Genomic DNA, 15340 nt, shown 5'->3' with positions numbered 1-15340 from the left:
ACCTGGTGGCCCGCCTCCTAGGCGGTGTGTTCGCGTTCCCACGAATCCAGACCGCCTCCGGGGCGGTCTTTTCGTTGCCGAGCCGGAGCCCCTCCCACAGGAGACATCGATGACACTCGCACGACTGGCGGAGCTCGCCGCGGATCCCTCCTCCTCGTTCGTCCTCATCGCCCGCGACGGCGCCGACGACGTCGAGCTGCTGACCGGCGACGTGGTCGACGTCGACCTGCTGGCCGATATCCCTCTCTCCTCCGCCGGCACGCCGAACGAGGTGTTCGCGCTGGTGCCGTACCGGCAGGTGCGCGAGCGCGGTTTCGTCGCCCAAGACGACGGCGCGCCGCTGCGCTGCCTCGTGGTCGAAGAGCACCTGCGTCTGCCGATGCCGGCGCTGCTCGCTGCGCTGCCCACCGCCGAGGTCGCCCTCCACGATGACGGCTTCGACATCTCCGACGACGAGTACGCGCGCATCGTCGAGACCGTCATCGCCGACGAGATCGGACGCGGCGAGGGCGCCAACTTCGTGATCCGCCGAGACTTCACCGCCCGCATCGAGAGCGACGACCGCACGGCCGCCCTCACCTGGTTCCGTGCGCTCCTCGCACATGAGCGCGGTGCGTACTGGACGTTCGCCGTGTTCACGCCGGGTCACATCGCGGTCGGCGCGAGCCCCGAGGCGCACGTCGTCGCGCGCGAGGGCGTGGTCACCATGAATCCCATCTCGGGAACGTTCCGTCATCCGGCGGGCGGCGCCACCCGGGAGACGCTCGTCGATTTCCTCTCCTCCACCAAGGAGACCGAGGAGCTCTTCATGGTCGTCGACGAGGAGCTCAAGATGATGAGCGCCGTCTGCTCCGACGGCGGTCGCATCACGGGCCCGCACCTCAAGGAGATGTCGCGGCTCACCCACACGGAGTACATGCTTCGCGGACGCAGCCGGCTCGATCCGCGCGACATCCTCCGCGAGACGATGTTCGCGCCGACCGTCACGGGGTCGCCCATGCAGAACGCCTGCGCGGTGATCCGGCGTCACGAGACGCGTCCGCGGGGCTACTACTCGGGCGTCGCCGCCCTGTTCACGCCGAATGCCGAGGGCGGACACGACCTCGACGCCCCCATCCTCATTCGTACCGTCTACGTCGTCGACGGCGAGGTCCGCGTACCCGTCGGGGCGACCCTCGTGCGCCACTCCGATCCTCTCGGCGAGGTGGGCGAGACGCACGGCAAGGCCGCGGGCGTGCTCGGGGCCATCGGGGCGATCGACCGAGACCGCGCAGCCGAGGCGCGCGACGACACGGATGCCCCGGGCGAGGCGCCCGCCCTGTCCGCCGACCCCGCGGTGGCGGAGCTTCTGGCGTCGCGGAATTCACGACTGGCCGACTTCTGGCTCGACCCGCAGTCGGAGGACCACACGGGGCCGTTCGCAGGACGGCGCGCGCTGGTCGTCGACGCCGAGGATCGCTTCACGACGATGCTCGCGCATCAGCTCAGGCACCTGGGCTTCGAGGTGTCGATCCGTCCGTGGGACTCGGTGACGGACACCGAGGCGGATGCTGCGGACATCGTCGTCGCCGGACCCGGTCCCGGTGACCCCCGCGATGCGACGAACCCGCGCATCGCCCGGATGCGCGAGGTCGTGCGGCGTCGCCGCGCGAACGGAACCCCCCTGCTCGCCGTCTGCCTGAGCCACCAGATCCTCGCCGACGGACTCGGCATCACGCTCGTCCCACTCGATGCCCCCCACCAGGGTCTGCAGAAGCCGGTTCCGGTGTTCGGCGAGCAGGCGTCCATCGGCTTCTACAACACCTTCACGGCGCGCGTCGCGCCCGGCGTGACGACGGTCGGCCCGGCCGAGGTGTCCGCCGATCCCGCGACGGGCGACGTCTACGCCCTCCGCGGCTCCGCCTTCGCCTCGGTGCAGGGGCACCTCGAATCGATCCTGTCGCGCGACGGCATCCGCACGCTGGAGCGGCTCGTGACGCACGCACTGCAGAGCTGACGCGGGGCGCGGCCCGCCGCGTCGCGGGAGGGTCGCTACTGCAGCAGGTCGACCGGGTTGAAGACGTCGGCGACCAGGAGCAGCGCCCCCATGCCGATGAGCAGCACCGCGACCACGACCGTCAGCGGCACGAGACGTGTCGCATCGACGGGTGCCGGCGGTGGGCGGCGGAAGACCCGAGCCCAGCCGCGCTTCACGCCCTCCCACAGCGCGACGACGATGTGCCCGCCGTCGAGCGGCAGCAACGGGATGAGGTTGAAGACGAACAGCGCGATGTTGAGCGAACCCAGCAGGTTGAGCAGCACGGCGAAGCGATTGAGGATGGGCGCCTCGGTCGCCGCGACCTCGCCCGCGATGCGTCCGACGCCCACCACGCTGAGCGGACCGTTCGGGTCGCGCTCCGTGCCCGTCACCAGCGACGCCCCGACGTCCCACAGGCGCACCGGCAACGTCGCGATGAGCGACGCGACGCGCCCCACGTTCTCCACCGCCATCTCCGGGCCTGCAGTCAGCGGTTGCGGCACGAATCCCATCTGCGACGCCATCCCCACGTAGCCCACCTCGCGCACGACCTGCTCGCCGTCGTCGTCGAGCACCGGCCGACCGGTCGCGTCGGTGAGCTCGCGTTCGGCGGCGATCGGCGTGATCGTCAGCGCCATGTCTTCGTCGTCGCGCCTCACCACCACGTCCAGCGGCTTCCCGGGGGATGCCTGCACGATCTCGGTGGCCTCGGCGAACGTCGACACCGGGGTGCCGTCGATCGACACCAGGACGTCGCCGGGGCGGACGCCCGCCTCGACCGCGGGAGACGCGGGGTCGTCAGCCGAGCACGCCTCCTGCGTCGTCCCGGCCGGCACGACGCACTGGGTGACCGAGGCGATGGTCGTCGTGCCCTGCTGCAGCCCGATCCCCGACGCGAGAACCGTGAAGAGCAGCAGCGCCAGCAGGAGGTTCATGAGAGGACCGCCGAACATCACGATCGCCCGTTTCCACACCGGGAGGCGGTAGAAGACGCGGTGCTCCTCGCCCTCGGCGATGGTCTCGTCGTTCGCGGCCCTCGCATCCTGCACGAGGCTGCGGAACAGGCCGCCGACCGGGCGCGCGCTCGGCGACGCCGGATACATGCCGGACATCGAGATGAACCCGCCGACGGGCAGGAGCTTCACGCCGTATTCGGTCTCGCCGATGCGGCGCGACCAGATGCGCGGGCCGAACCCGATCATGTACTGGCCGACACGCACGCCGAACAGCTTCGCGGGCAGGAGGTGGCCGATCTCATGCAGACCGATCGAGAGGCCGAGGCCGATCAGCATGAAGAGGATGCCACCCGCATAGAGCAGGATTTCCACCCGCTCACGCTACTGCCTCGCGCCTAGGAATCAGCCCCGTGCATGCGATCATGGAAGAGACATGTCGATCGAACACAACTCGAGCCTGCCTCCCGTGCTCCGCCCCGCGAACCCGCCCCGGCGTGAGCTGTCCGAAATCGCCGCACGATTCGCCAGGGAGGTGCGCGGCACCGTCGACGGCGTCGTCGTCTCCGGCATCACCCTCGCGACCGCCGATCTCCGAGCCGGAGAGGCGTTCGTCGCCATCCGTGGCGTGAACCGGCACGGCGCCGAGTTCGCGGATGCCGCGGCCGAGAAGGGCGCCGTCGCGGTCATCACCGACGACGCGGGAGCCGACATCGCCGCCTCGGCCGGTCTGCCGATCCTCGTCGTCGACGACCCCCGCGCCGTGCTGGGGGACCTCAGCGCCTGGGTGTACGGCACCGGCGCCGACGACCCCCTGCCGCTCCTGTTCGCGACGACCGGCACGAACGGCAAGACCAGCGTGTCCCATCTCCTCGAGGGCATCCTCGACCAGCTCGGCGTCGTCACCGGGCTCTCGTCGACCGCCGAGCGTCACATCGCCGGCGAGGTCATCGTCTCGCGCCTCACGACACCCGAGGCATCCGAGTTCCACGCTCTGCTCGCCCTCATGCGCGAGCGCGAGGTCGAGGCGGTCGCCGTCGAGGTCAGCGCGCAGGCCCTGTCACGGCACCGCGTCGACGGCATCCACTTCGACGTCGCGGGATTCACCAACCTCAGCCACGACCACCTCGACGACTACGCCGATATGGAGGAGTACTTCGAGGCGAAGCTGCCGCTGTTCCGCGCCGACCGTTCGGGACGAGCCGTTGTCTGCCTCGACTCGCCTTCCGGCGCCGTCGTGGTGGAGCGCGCCGAGGTCCCGGTGGTGACGGTCGGCACCCCGCTCATCGCCGCGGACGCCGACGCCGCCGGCCGGGCGGACTGGGTCGTCACGATCCAGGACGAGCGCGCGAGCGGCACGACTTTCACGATGACCGGTCCCGCCGGCTCGCTCACCACCACGGTCCCGGTCATCGGACCGCACATGGCGGCCAATGCCGCGCTCGCGATCGTCATGCTGCTCGAAGGCGGCTACGAGTGGCAGCGCATCGTCGATGCGCTCGACCGCGACGGCGGCATCCGCGCGTACCTCCCCGGGCGCACGCAGCTCGTCTCGGGCGACCGCGGGCCGGCGGTCTTCGTCGACTTCGGCCACTCCCCCGACGCATTCGAGAAGACCCTCGCCGCCGTGCGCCGGGTCACCCCTGGCCGCGTCGTGATGCTGTTCGGCGCCGATGGCGACCGCGACGCCAGCAAGCGCTACGACATGGCGCGCACGGCGGTCGAGGGCAGCGACATCCTGGTCGTCACCGACCACCACCCCCGGTTCGAGGACCCGGAGTCCATCCGAGCGACCCTCGTCGCCGGGGCGCGTCGCGCCCGTCCGGATGCCGAGATCCACGAGTTCTCCCCGCCGGAGACCGCGATCGTTGAGGCGGTCGCGCTCGTCGGCGACGGCGACGCGATCCTGTGGGCGGGACCGGGGCACCAGGACTACCGCGACATCCGCGGCGTCCGCACGCCGTACTCGGCTCGCGAACTCGCACGCCGTGCACTGCGCGCCGCCGGCTGGCCGGTGCCCGAGCCGCGCTGGCCCCTGCCCTACCCCGACGAGGACTGACCCGCGTCGGCGAAGGTCAGCGGGCGGCGATCATCCGGTCCGCGGTCTCCCGCGCCCAGCGCTCGGCGTCGCTCAGCGACTCCACCGTGAGCTCGTCCGGCGCGTCGTGCGCATCGACGACCGCGGCGATCGTGTCGACGATGCCGAGGAACGGCAGTCGTCCCTCGTGGAAGGCGTCGACGGCCTGCTCGTTGGCGGCGTTGTAGACGGCGGGGAAGGTCGCGCCCGCGCGCCCGACCGTCTTCGCGAGGGCGACCGCGGGGAACGCGTCGTCGTCGAGAGGCTCGAACGTCCACGACGTGGCCGTCGTCCAATCGAGCGGACGACCCACGCCCCCGACCCTATTCGGCCAGTCGAGACCGAGCGAGATGGGCAGGCGCATGTCGGGCGGCGAGGCCTGGGCGATCGTCGATCCGTCGATGAACTCCACCATCGAATGCACGATCGATTGCGGATGCACGACCACGTCGATGTCGTCGTACGGCACGTCGAAGAGCAGCTGCGCCTCGATGACCTCGAGCCCCTTGTTCACGAGGGTCGCGGAATTGGTCGTCACCATGCGCCCCATGTCCCACGTCGGGTGCGCGAGCGCCTCGGCCGGGGTGACATCGGCGAGCTCGGAGCGGCTGCGCCCGCGGAAGGGCCCGCCGGATGCCGTGACGACGAGCCGCCGGACCTCGGATCGCTCGCCGCTGCGCAGCGCCTGGGCGATCGCCGAATGCTCGGAGTCGACCGGCACGATCTGGCCGGGTCGGGCGGCGCGCTGCACGAGCGCGCCGCCGACGATCAGGGACTCCTTGTTGGCGAGCGCCAACGTACGACCGGCCTGCAGCGCGGCGAGGGTGGACCCCAGCCCGATAGACCCGGTGATCGCGTTGAGCACCACGTCGGCATCGACGTCGCGCACCAGCTGCTCCGCCTCGGCGGCACCGAGGGCGGTGCTGTCGACGCGGAAGTCCTGCGCCTGCTGCGCGAGCGTCTCCGCGTTGGATCCGGCCGCGAGACCCACGAGCTCGAAGCGTCGGGGGTTCGCGCGGATGACGTCGAGCGCCTGCGTGCCGATGGAGCCGGTGGAGCCGAGGACGATGACGCGCTGCATGCCCGCCAGCCTATGGCACGCCCCCGGCTCGGCCCGCTCAGGGCTGGGTCGGCGTGGTGGCGAGGATGTCGACGACGAACACGAGGCTCTCGTTCTGCAGCTCGTGTCCCTCGCTCGCGCCGTACCCCTCCGACGGCGGCATCACGACGACGACCTGCGAGCCGACCTGCTGACCCTCCAGCGCCTTGCGGAAGCCGGTCACCACGCCGGTGGTCTGGAACTGGGAGGGAACCGCGTCGCGGCTCCAGCTCGAGTCGAACTCCGAGCCGTCCGACCACTTCACACCCAGGTACTGCACGACGACGAGGTCGCCCTCGCCGACGGTCGCACCGTCGCCCTGCTTGAGCAGGGCGACCTTGGTCTCGGTCGGGGCGTCGCCATCCGGGATGGTCACGGTCGGCGCACCGTCGTCGTCGAGCTCGACGGTCGGCATGCCCTCGGTCGGCTCGACGGGGGTGCCGTCCGCCACCTCGGGCAGCTCCTCGACGGCCTGGGCGTAGACGACCTTGTCGGTCTGCCCCTCGCCGAAGACACTGCCCGGCAGGGCGAGCACGACCTGGGTGCCGAGCGGCTGGCACTCGAGCGCTGCCAGGAAGAGCGACGAGCTGTTCTGGTCGAGCAGCACGGGCAGCTCGCCGTCTTCGCCACGCGCCGAGGAGTCGACGATCTCTCCGGTCGACGCCTCGACGAGCTGGAATGCGACGGACACGAGGTCGCCGTTGACGACGTCGTCGCCGTCGCCCTCCGACAGCACGGTGCGCTCGACGCCGGCGAAGGCGGCGTCAGCGGGAACGGAGACGGTCGCGTCGGCACCCTCGCCCTCGACGGTCACGGCGTCGGAGGTCTCGCCCGGCTGCGCGTCGAGCATGCACTCGCTGGAGCCGGATGCGTCGGGAGTGGCCGAGCTCTCGGGCTCGGCACCGCCCGAGCAGCCCGCCAGGATCAGGGTCGCCGCAGCGACGGTGGACAGGAGAACGAGCGGACGCTTGCGCACAGTGAAACCTCGAGATCGCGGGCGGGACGCTCCATCCTCTCGCATTTCGCTTTGCCCACGCTGGGAGAAAGGCCGATCGGCGCATTCCAGGGCGGGCATGGATTCGGGAGTAGCCTTCTCTGATGACCTCCGAGCAGCCCGCAGAGCCGGACGCCCCCGAAGAACAGGGCTCCGCCCCTCGCCACGCGGGCTTCGCGTATGCGCTCGGGCGGAGCCTCATCACCCCCCTCGCCCGGCTGCTGTACCGGCCGCGCATCGAGGGTCGCGACAACGTGCCCCTCGATGGGGCCGTGATCTTCGCCAGCAACCATCTGTCGTTCATCGACTCGATCGCCATCCCCGTCGCGGCGCCGCGACCGGTGCACTTCCTCGCGAAGTCGAGCTACTTCGAGGGCACGGGCTTCCGCGGATGGTTGAGCAAGACGTTCTTCGAGTCCATCGGTGCCATACCGGTGCGCCGCGGTGCCGGACAGGCCGCGCTGGATGCCCTCGATCTGCAGCGGCAACTGCTCGACGAAGGACTGGCGGTGGCGCTGTACCCCGAGGGGACGCGTTCGACCGATGGCCGCCTGTACAAGGGCCGCACGGGTGTCGCGTTCCTCGCGTTGCAGACCGGCGCTCCGGTCGTGCCGGTGGGGTTGATCGGGACCGACAAGGTGATGCCCGTCGGCGCCAAGATGCCGACCATGAAGGAGCGCATCACGGTGCGCTTCGGAGAACCGCTCGACCTTTCGGGCCATGGCCCCGCCGGCAGCGGGCGCGCTCGACGCCAGGCCACAGACGAGATCATGGCGGCAATTCACGCCCTGTCGGAGCAGGAGCTCGCGGGCACGTACAACGAGTCCCCCGCGCAGGGCACGATCGAGAAGATCAAGCAGGCCCTTCCGCACGAACGCCGCTGACGGTCACTCCGCGGCGGTGACCGTCGCCTCGTGCCGCACGGGGAAGTTCACCGAGTTCGCGATGAAGCACCAGGCGTTCGCCTGGGCGTGCGCACGTTCGGCCGCCTCGATCATCGACGCTTCTGCGACGACGACCTGCGGGCGCAGCACCACGTCGACGAATGCACCGCCGCCCCGGCCGTCTTCGCGCATACGTCCCGACGCTCGGTCGGTGTACGACACGACGCGCACTCCCGCGGTCACGCAGGCGTGCAGATACGACAGCAGGTGGCATTCGGAGAGTGACGCGAGGAGCATGTCCTCCGGGTTCCATCGCCCGGGGTCGCCGCGGAACGGCTTGTCCGCGGAGGCGAGCAGCTCGGGCTTGCCCTCGACCGAGACCGTGACGTCGCGGCGGTACTCGCGGTAGCCGCTCGTGCCGGTGCCCGTGTTGCCGGTCCACTCCGTGGTGAGCGCATAGTGGTGCTCGCCGAGCACGCGGGTCTTCTGCTCTGTCATGGGTCCAGTGTGGCACCGCCCGCCGACACTCCCGAGCCGTGTCGGGGCGGCGGGCCGGTCGGGGGGCGGGCGATAGTCTTGTCGGATGCTGGAGACCCTCACCGTTCAGGATTCCGTCGAGCTCGCCGTGGTCGAGCGGAGTGGTTTCGTCGAGTCGCGTCACGTGGGTGCGGCCGTGGTCCTCTCTCCCGACGGGGAGGTCGTCGCGCGCCTCGGCAACGCCGAAGCGCTGATCCTGCCGCGGTCGAGCATGAAGCCCCTGCAGGCGGTGGCCTGCCTCACGGCCGGAGCGGTCCTCGACGGCGAGCAGCTGGCCCTGTCGACCGCGAGCCACTCCGGGACCGATCGCCATGCCGCCGTGGTCCGCGACGTGCTGGCCGAGGTCGGACTCAACGAAGACGCTCTGGCGTGCCCGCCGGCGTGGCCCGGCGACGTCGCCACGCGCGACGACATGATCCGCGAGCACGGGGCGCCCGCGGCGGTGCGGATGAACTGCTCCGGAAAGCACGCGGCCATGCTGCGCGCGTGCGTGGCCACGGGCTGGCCGACCGAGGGCTATCTCGACCCCTCCCATCCCCTGCAGGTCCACATCCGCGAGGTGGTGGAGCGTCTGATCGGCGAGAAGGTCGCCCACACGGCGATCGACGGCTGCGGCGCACCCGTCTACGCGATGTCGCTCACCGCGCTGGCGCGCGGCATCCACCGCGTGGGCACCGCCTCGGAGCGGTCGCCCTTCGCTCTTCATCGTGTCGCGGGTGCGCTGGTGCGTGCCGTGCGAGAGCACCCGTGGACGATCGAGGGCCCTGGTCGCCCCGACACCATCGCCATCGAGTCGTTGGGCGTGTTCGCCAAGGGCGGCGCCGAAGGCGTCATGGTCATGGTCGCCCCGAACGGCACCACTGTGGCTCTGAAGATGCTCGACGGCTCGCTGCGCGCGGCGACGATCGCGGCGGCCACTCTTCTCGCCCGTCACGGAGCCCTCTCGGCCGAGCAGGTCGCGCAGCTCGGCGAGGCGCTCGCACTGACGGTCCTGGGCGGCGGCCGGCCGGTCGGCGCGATCCGACCCGGCAACGCGATCTGACGATTCCGCTGCAGGCCCGTACGACGCGCGTCACCGCCCCGCATCCTGCCGCAGACGGCGCCGTGTGGGCAGGGTGTCGGCGGACTCTGTGCGAGCCGCGGTCGCCTCTCCCCCGATGAGTCCGGGGATCACACGACGCACCGGCGCCCGGTCTCCGCGCACGACCCAGACCCGGGCGGCGTGCGGGCGGGCATACGGCGGGAGCTCGCGCACGCCCGCCAGCTGACGCAGCTCGACGGGACGCTCTGCGCGCACCAGCACCTCGCCCTCCGCACGCACACGCTGCCATAGCGCCCATTCCCGTTGCCAGGCGTCGCCCTCGCCGACGATGATCTGCGCCCGGCCCCCCGATGAGCGATCGAGCGCTCGCACTCGGTCGCTCCCTTCCGCGAGGCCCAGCGCCCAGACGTCGACGCCCGGATACGCGACCTGAAGCGATCGCGCGACGGCGTGCGCCCCGGCCGACACGAGAGCGGAGACCGGCATCTCCGGCATCCACTCGGTGGCGGCGGCGCGGCCCGGCGGCATGGGGAGGCTCGACTCCCCGTCATCGGGGCGAGACTCCATCCGCACGATCTGCATCTCACGTCCATCGAGGAGGGCACGCCCGGCGGGGCGCCGCTCGTCCCAGGCGTCGGAGGCGCCCCCGGCGGCGACGTGCTCCATACGGCTGCCGGTGCGCAGTAGCGCTCGACGCGGCAGCATGTCGAGCAGACGGCCCGCCGGACCCCCGGCACGCATCGCCGTCATCACGATGGTCGTGCCGGATGCGGCCCGCACGACCTGTTCCCAGCGTTGCGCGAGTTGCTGAGCGTACTCCGCGGGCAATTCCGCGAAGCGCGCGTCGAGGTCGTCCACGAGCAGCAGGGGCGGGAGCGGCTCCGCCCCCTCGGACAGCGCGGTCACCCGGTCCCACGCCTCCTCGGGGTCGGAGGGCATCCACACCGCGTCGTCCCGCTGGAGGGCGAGCGCGCGCAGCGCCGTGGTCCGTCCGCTTCCCGACGCGCCGATCACGCTCACACCCCGCTCGCCGCCCACATCGAGCAGGACCGGGGGCTGGGACTGCGTGTCGGGAGCGTCCGAGAGCCCCCACAGCACCCCGGGGACGCCTCGAGGCGCCCGCTGCCGGAGGTCCGACAGCGAGAGGTCGTCCGGAAGCGGTGGCAACCACGGGCTCGTCGCGCGCCGGGGGTGCTCCGCCCACTGACGTGAGATGCGGTCGATGTCCGACGCCCGGCTCAGGGCGACGCGCGTGGGGGCAGGAGCGGCATCGTCCGATCGCCGCACCAGACACAGCCCCTGCGCGAGTACGCCGCCGGGGATCTCGGCCGCCGCCGTCGTGCCCAGCACAGCGCGGCTGTCGGCGGGATCGCTCACCCGCAGGCTCAGCCGCAGCGGGCAGTTCGCCGCGAGAGCGTCCCTGATCACCCCGGACGCCCGCTGGGTGCCGAGGACGAGGTGCATGCCGAGCGCGCGGCCGCGGGCGGCCACGTCGGTGAAGATGGCCGCGAGATCGGGGTGCTCGCTCACGAGCGCGGCGAACTCGTCGACGACGATCACCAGCCGGGGCAATGCCGTCTCCCGCACGTCGCGCACTCGTGCCGACGCCAGCACTCCCTCGCGCCTCCGCAGCTCGGCGGTGAGGCTCTGCACGCCGCGACGCGCGCCTCGGGCGTCGAGGTCGGTGATGATCGCCGCCACGTGCGGGAGCGGGCGCAGCGGCTCGAACGCCGTGCCGCCCTTGAAATCGACCAGCACGAACGCCACGCGGTCGGGTGATGCCGAAGAAGCCAGCGCCGCGACCCAGGAGACGAGGAGCTCGCTCTTGCCCGTGCCGGTCGTCCCCGTCACGATGGCGTGCGGTCCGTCTTCGACGAGGTCGACGATCGTCGTCTCGTTGCCGGCCCCGCGCCCGATCGCTGCGGGCAGACCGTCGGCCGCGGAGGGGGCTCCGAGGTCGGCGAGGTCGACGCGGGCGGGAAGAGCGTCCGCGTCGTTCGCGCTCGTCCGCACTCGCGCACCGGCGATCACGGAGAACTGCTGTGTGGAGATCCCTTCAGGCTGGATGCGGCAGTCGCCGTCTGGCCGGCGAAGCGTGGCATTCCCGGCGTCGTGCACCTCGAGGACGGTGGAGAACCCCGGCGGAACGTCTTCGTCGGCGCGCAGAGCCAGCACCCAGGCATCCGCATCTCTCGGGTGGTGAGAAGCCGTACCCACGCCGAGGCGGAAGGCACCCGCTCTCCGGAGCGCGTGAGGCAGGTCGGCGAACTCGGCGTCGAGGCCGTCTCCCCCAACGACCGCGAGCTGCGTCGCGTCGTACCGCAGGCACAGTTGCAGCACGAGAGCGCGCACCACGGACGCCGTCAGGGGCGCCGCTCCGCGCACGCACACCCCGCGGCCGAGCGGCGCCTCGATCGGCCCGTCGCGCAGCACGCGACTGCGTTCCTGGAACGCCCGCGCACGCTCGCCGTCACCGCCCGTCGTGCGCACCATGCTCGGAATGTCGCCACGCCCCACCACCACCGGTGTCGTCGCGTCGGGCCCTGCCGCGGCGGGAAGCGGCTCCCGCTCGACGCAGCTCCGCACATCGGGTCGCGCTTCCTGCCGGCGACGTCGTTCCGCGGCGTGCAGTTCAGTCAGCTCGCGTTCGGCTCGACCCCACGCCGCGTGCGCCTCGGCGTCGAGGCGTCGCGTCTCGCGTCGCCGCGTGCGCGCGTGGTCGACGGCCGAGGCCGCCAGCATGAACGGGCCGATCGCCGCGAAGCAGAGGGCGAGCAGCGAACCAGTCACGAGCCAGAGCACCACGCCCGCGGCGACCGGGATCACCGAGGCGAGCAGGGGCAGCGACTGCCGGCGCGGGGGTGCCGGGTCGGCGGGGAGGACGATGGGCAGCGGTTCCATGCCGCCCATTCGATGCCATCCGCGCCCGGGTGAACCGCAGATTTCCGCGAATCGGCAGTCAGTCGTCCGACGCGGCGTCCGTGGAGGAAGGGTCTTCGACGTTCTCGACCTGCACGATGATGAGCGTGACGTTGTCACGACCGCCGTTCTCGAGGGCGGCCGCCAGCATGGCGTCGACCGCGGGTCCCGGCTCGGGGTTCTCGCGGAGGAAATGCTGGATGCCGTAATCGGTGAGCTCCTTGGTGAGCCCGTCCGAGCAGATCACGAAACGGTCGCCGGCGCGCACGTCGATGGTGAGGTAGTCGGGCGCGGTCAGTTCGCTGGCGCCGACCGCACGCGTGATGACGTTGCTGTAGGGGTGGCCCTCGGCCTCTTCCGGGCTCAGCTTGCCGGCGGCGATCAGCTCCTGCACCACGGAGTGGTCGGTCGTCACCTGCACCAGGCGATCATCGCGGAGCAGGTACACGCGCGAATCGCCGATGTTCAGCGAGACCCAGTGCGGCTCGCCGTCCTCGTACTCGAGGAAGATGCCGGTCAGCGTGGTGCCGGTTCCCTCATCGGTCGTCTCGGGGTGATCGGCGATGTCGGCCACGGCCATCTCGAGAGCCTTCTCGATCGGCGCGCGGGCCACGCCGCCGGCCACGATGGCCTGCAGACGCTGCACCGTGCTCTGACTCGCGATCTCGCCTCCTGCGTGCCCGCCCATTCCGTCGGCGACGACGAACAGGGGGAACTCGGCGAGGAAGGCGTCTTGATTCGTGTCGCGACGGCGCCCCTGATCCGTCACTCCCGCCCAGGAGAGCTGCAGTCGTCGCTGCGCGACCGTGACGCTCTGCGTCGTCGTTGTCGTCTCAGCCACGTGCTGCCTCCGGTGATTCCGCGACCGATCGGACGGCCGCGAGGTACCCACACATCGTAGTCGACGCGAGGATGCCGCTCACACCTGCGCTCCCGGATCAGCCGGAAGGGGGAAGATGCGGTCGATCGCCGCGAGGTCATCGGCGTCGGGTCGCCAGGCGTCGCCCGCCTGGGCATTGGCCTCGACCTGTGCGACGGAGGTCGCACCGGCGATCACGCTCGACACGGCGGGGCGTGCGAGCAGCCAGCCGAACGCCGCCTGCAGCATCGTGATGCCACGCTCGTCGCAGAAGGAGCGGAAGGCCTCGACGGCGTCCCACGGAGCGTTCTCCCACACGTGTCGACGCGTCGACATGATGCGGCTGCCGTCCGGCCCACCCTCCCGGGTGAACTTGCCGGTGAGCAAGCCGTTGTGCAGAGGGAAGAACGGGAAGAATCCCAGGCCGTATCGCTCGACGGCGGGAAGCACCTCTCGTTCGGCCGCGCGCGCGAGGAGCGAGTAGTGGTTCTGCGCCGAGACGAAGCGCCCTGTCGACCGCGCGACCGAGGTGAACTCGGCCTCGGCGATCTGCCACCCGGTGAAGTTGGAGTGTCCGTAGTACCGGATCTTACCCTCACGCACGAGCTCGTCGAGGGCATCCGTGGTCTCGGCGATGGGCGTCTCGGGGTCGGGCAGGTGCAGCTGGTAGAGGTCGATCCAGTCCGTCTGCAGGCGGCGGAGCGACTGCTCCACCGCGAGCCGGACATAGCGGCGCGAGCCCCGCGCTGCGGGGAAGTCGTAGCCCATGTCGCGGTCGTGCCCGAACTTGGTCGCGAGCACGACACGGTCCCGCCGACCGCGCAGCGTCTCCCCCATGAGCGTCTCGCTCGTCCCGGCGACGGCGCCGTACATGTCAGCGGTGTCGAACAGCGTGATGCCGTTGGCGATCGCCGCGTCGATGACCGCACGCGTGCCCTCGATGCTCTCGGTGGCCGTGCCGGCTCTGCCGAAGTTGTTGCATCCGAGGCCGGTGGCGGAGACGAGAAGTCCGGACGCGCCGACGCGGCGCTGCGACATGACCATGCCTCCACGTTATCCCAGGCGGCTGCTCCGCTCGCGCGTCGTGGAGGACGGAAAGCGAAAGACCCCCGACCGGAGAGTCGGGGGTCTTTCGTCGAATCAGGCCGGGGGCTGGTTCGGGTTGGTCGGCGGTGCGGGCGGCGCTGCCGGCGGTGCCGCGGGCGGTGCCGGCGGCGTGGGCGGCGTCTGCGGAGCACCGGTCGCCGGAGGCGTGTATCCGGGCTGGGCCGGCGGCGCGTATCCCGGCTGTGCGGGCGGTGTGTATCCGGGCTGAGCCGGCGGCGCGTACCCCGGCTGGGCCGGCGGCGCGTAGCCCTGCGGAGCGGGCGGCGCGTAGCCCTGGGGAGCACCGTAGCCCGGCTGAGCACCGTAGCCCGGCTGCGGGCCCGCGGCGGACGGCTGCTGAGGGATGCCGTCCCAGACGGTGCGGTCGCCGAGAAGGGCGTTGCCGCCCCAGGGAGCGGGCGCGATGTTCGGGTTCCAGCGCGACTGGTCGAACGCGTTGATACCGAGCCAGACCGGCGGGAGGAAGAAGTAGAGGATGAGCCACACGGCGTCCTTCTGCAGCTTCAGACCCACGCGCCAGGCGACGAGTAGCTCGACGACACGACCCGCGAGGGCGATGAGCGGAAGGATGAGGAACCAGCCGAGGAACGGGATGATCGAACCGAGAATGGCGCCACCGACGAGGTAGAGCACGATCCACGGGCTGACGTCGCCGAGCTTGTAGAAGGTCATCGTGTTGTACACGGGGACCCACGCGCGCCACTTGCCCTGCACGCCGGCCTTTTCGAAGATCTTCATGTAGAAGAAGGCGTAGATCGCGTAGATCGCGAGCGGCACGATCGTGTAGAGCAGGACCATCGCGACGAGCGCGCCGCCTGAAAGCCCATAACCGTAGTTGTCGTACATGATCCC

The 15340-nt window shown here is 71.1% G+C and carries 12 protein-coding genes; 4 read left to right on the top strand and 8 right to left on the bottom strand.

Annotation, left to right across the window (positions count from 1 at the left end):
- Positions 1–109: 109 nt before the first annotated feature.
- Positions 110–1996 (top strand): chorismate-binding protein, encoded by a 1887-nt coding sequence (locus RWS82_RS03285; protein WP_314646871.1) that lies wholly within the window; start codon positions 110–112, stop codon positions 1994–1996.
- Positions 1997–2031: 35 nt separating this feature from the next.
- Here RWS82_RS03285 and RWS82_RS03280 read toward each other — a convergent pair whose 3' ends face one another.
- The gene (locus RWS82_RS03280) at positions 2032–3345 is read right to left on the bottom strand and encodes a site-2 protease family protein (protein WP_314646870.1); all 1314 of its coding nucleotides are present in this window, start codon (positions 3343–3345) and stop codon (positions 2032–2034) included.
- A gap of 61 nt (positions 3346–3406) precedes the next feature.
- Here RWS82_RS03280 and RWS82_RS03275 point away from each other — a divergent pair, with 61 nt between their 5' ends.
- Positions 3407–5029, top strand: a complete 1623-nt coding sequence (locus RWS82_RS03275) for a UDP-N-acetylmuramoyl-L-alanyl-D-glutamate--2,6-diaminopimelate ligase (protein ID WP_314646867.1) — start codon at positions 3407–3409, stop codon at positions 5027–5029.
- Positions 5030–5045: 16 nt separating this feature from the next.
- On the opposite strand, the gene dxr is transcribed toward RWS82_RS03275, so the two are convergent.
- Together dxr and RWS82_RS03265 are read right to left on the bottom strand one after the other, a co-directional pair.
- Positions 5046–6128, bottom strand: a complete 1083-nt coding sequence (gene dxr, locus RWS82_RS03270; RefSeq protein WP_314646864.1) for a 1-deoxy-D-xylulose-5-phosphate reductoisomerase — start codon at positions 6126–6128, stop codon at positions 5046–5048.
- A gap of 37 nt (positions 6129–6165) precedes the next feature.
- Entirely contained in the window at positions 6166–7122 is a 957-nt protein-coding gene (locus tag RWS82_RS03265) for an FKBP-type peptidyl-prolyl cis-trans isomerase (RefSeq protein ID WP_314646862.1), read from the bottom strand.
- A gap of 122 nt (positions 7123–7244) precedes the next feature.
- Between RWS82_RS03265 and RWS82_RS03260 the strand changes: the two genes are divergently transcribed.
- On the top strand, positions 7245–8024 hold the full coding sequence (locus RWS82_RS03260) for a lysophospholipid acyltransferase family protein (protein WP_314646859.1): 780 nt from the start codon (positions 7245–7247) through the stop codon (positions 8022–8024).
- Between the two features lie 3 nt (positions 8025–8027).
- Here the strand turns inward: RWS82_RS03260 and RWS82_RS03255 are convergent, their stop codons facing one another.
- Positions 8028–8522, bottom strand: coding sequence for an OsmC family protein (locus RWS82_RS03255; RefSeq protein WP_314646857.1), 495 nt, complete (start codon positions 8520–8522; stop codon positions 8028–8030).
- An 85-nt stretch (positions 8523–8607) separates the two neighbouring features.
- Between RWS82_RS03255 and RWS82_RS03250 the strand changes: the two genes are divergently transcribed.
- Entirely contained in the window at positions 8608–9603 is a 996-nt protein-coding gene (locus RWS82_RS03250; protein WP_314646854.1) for an asparaginase, read from the top strand.
- Positions 9604–9633: 30 nt separating this feature from the next.
- On the opposite strand, the gene RWS82_RS03245 is transcribed toward RWS82_RS03250, so the two are convergent.
- The 4 genes from RWS82_RS03245 to RWS82_RS03230 all read right to left on the bottom strand — a co-directional run bounded on the left by RWS82_RS03245 (position 9634) and on the right by RWS82_RS03230 (position 15334).
- Entirely contained in the window at positions 9634–12504 is a 2871-nt protein-coding gene (locus tag RWS82_RS03245) for an FtsK/SpoIIIE domain-containing protein (RefSeq protein ID WP_314646852.1), read from the bottom strand.
- A gap of 58 nt (positions 12505–12562) precedes the next feature.
- Positions 12563–13363, bottom strand: coding sequence for a protein phosphatase 2C domain-containing protein (locus tag RWS82_RS03240; RefSeq protein WP_314646850.1), 801 nt, complete (start codon positions 13361–13363; stop codon positions 12563–12565).
- A gap of 78 nt (positions 13364–13441) precedes the next feature.
- Positions 13442–14425: an aldo/keto reductase gene (locus tag RWS82_RS03235; protein WP_314646848.1), complete on the bottom strand. Its 984-nt coding sequence runs from the start codon at positions 14423–14425 to the stop codon at positions 13442–13444.
- Between the two features lie 96 nt (positions 14426–14521).
- Positions 14522–15334: a DUF5684 domain-containing protein gene (locus RWS82_RS03230; RefSeq protein WP_314646846.1), complete on the bottom strand. Its 813-nt coding sequence runs from the start codon at positions 15332–15334 to the stop codon at positions 14522–14524.
- Positions 15335–15340 lie beyond the last annotated feature (6 nt).

Origin of the sequence: uncultured Microbacterium sp., from assembly GCF_963528945.1 — a bacterium.
Classification (GTDB): Bacteria; Actinomycetota; Actinomycetes; order Actinomycetales; family Microbacteriaceae; genus Microbacterium.
Note: the sequence above shows the minus strand (reverse complement) of the source record. Positions and strands in the feature narration are given on the sequence as shown.

Excerpts from the sequence above, each read along its gene's own strand:
- RWS82_RS03285 (WP_314646871.1), top strand. The coding sequence starts at position 110 with ATGACACTCGCACGACTGGCGGAGCTCGCCGCGGATCCCTCCTCCTCG.
- RWS82_RS03275 (WP_314646867.1), top strand. The coding sequence starts at position 3,407 with ATGTCGATCGAACACAACTCGAGCCTGCCTCCCGTGCTCCGCCCCGCG.
- dxr (WP_314646864.1), bottom strand. The coding sequence starts at position 6,128 with ATGCAGCGCGTCATCGTCCTCGGCTCCACCGGCTCCATCGGCACGCAG.
- RWS82_RS03260 (WP_314646859.1), top strand. The coding sequence starts at position 7,245 with ATGACCTCCGAGCAGCCCGCAGAGCCGGACGCCCCCGAAGAACAGGGC.
- RWS82_RS03255 (WP_314646857.1), bottom strand. The coding sequence starts at position 8,522 with ATGACAGAGCAGAAGACCCGCGTGCTCGGCGAGCACCACTATGCGCTC.
- RWS82_RS03250 (WP_314646854.1), top strand. The coding sequence starts at position 8,608 with ATGCTGGAGACCCTCACCGTTCAGGATTCCGTCGAGCTCGCCGTGGTC.
- RWS82_RS03245 (WP_314646852.1), bottom strand. The coding sequence starts at position 12,504 with ATGGAACCGCTGCCCATCGTCCTCCCCGCCGACCCGGCACCCCCGCGC.
- RWS82_RS03235 (WP_314646848.1), bottom strand. The coding sequence starts at position 14,425 with ATGGTCATGTCGCAGCGCCGCGTCGGCGCGTCCGGACTTCTCGTCTCC.
- RWS82_RS03230 (WP_314646846.1), bottom strand. The coding sequence starts at position 15,334 with ATGTACGACAACTACGGTTATGGGCTTTCAGGCGGCGCGCTCGTCGCG.